Source organism: Undibacterium sp. 5I2 (assembly GCF_035019605.1).
GTDB lineage: Bacteria > Pseudomonadota > Gammaproteobacteria > Burkholderiales > Burkholderiaceae_D > Undibacterium.
Genome location: NZ_JASJVS010000155.1, coordinates 1 through 717 on the forward strand (window position 1 = coordinate 1; position 717 = coordinate 717).

The window sequence follows — 717 nt, forward strand, 5'->3', positions numbered from 1 at the left end:
CAGCAGCATCAGCACACAGGCCGACCTGAACAACAGCGGCATGCTGGCAGCCGCGGCAAACAATTCCGTCGCCGCTACCGGTGCGAACAGCCGGATCAATAATACGGCCAGCGGTACCTTGGAAGCTGGTTTATTGGCCGACGGCAGCCTCGGTACGGCCGGTGACTTATCTGTATCTGCGACGCTTGGCATGAATGGGGCCGGCCAACACGTATCAGCCGGTGATCAGCATATCAGCGCGAAAACGCTGGATTTAAGCGGCAGTCGCAACAGCGGAAAAAATCTCAGCTACACCGCCAGCCAAGGCGATCTTAACTTGGCCCATGCCACGGTGAATGCCAGTTCGAGCTTGAGCGCTCAATCTACCCAGGTACTGAACTTCGATGCCGCCCAGATCACAGCAGGGCAATTAGCACTGGCCGCGCACGATCTATCGAATGTTGCTGGATCGCTGATGCAAACCGGCAGTGGTGACACCCGCATAGACCTGGCCGGTAGCCTTAATAATACGCAGGGTACAATCGCCGTCAACAGTAATAACTTCAGTGTGACGGCCGCAACACTGATCAATACCGCAGCGAATGGTCAACAAGGAAAAATACAACATACCGGCACCGGTACGCTGGCTCTGCATGCAAACCAAGTGCTTGGTAGCGGCGGACTGATACAAACGAATAATGTCCTGGACATGCAGGCAGACAGTGCCACGCTCGATGG

Annotated in this window: 1 protein-coding gene; it reads left to right on the top strand. The window is 55.6% G+C overall.

Features of this window, described 5'->3' with window-relative positions; translation table 11 throughout:
• Window positions 1-717, top strand: a 717-nt coding sequence (locus QN359_RS19795; protein ID WP_323493632.1) for a hypothetical protein, incomplete at both ends; no start/stop codon positions are given.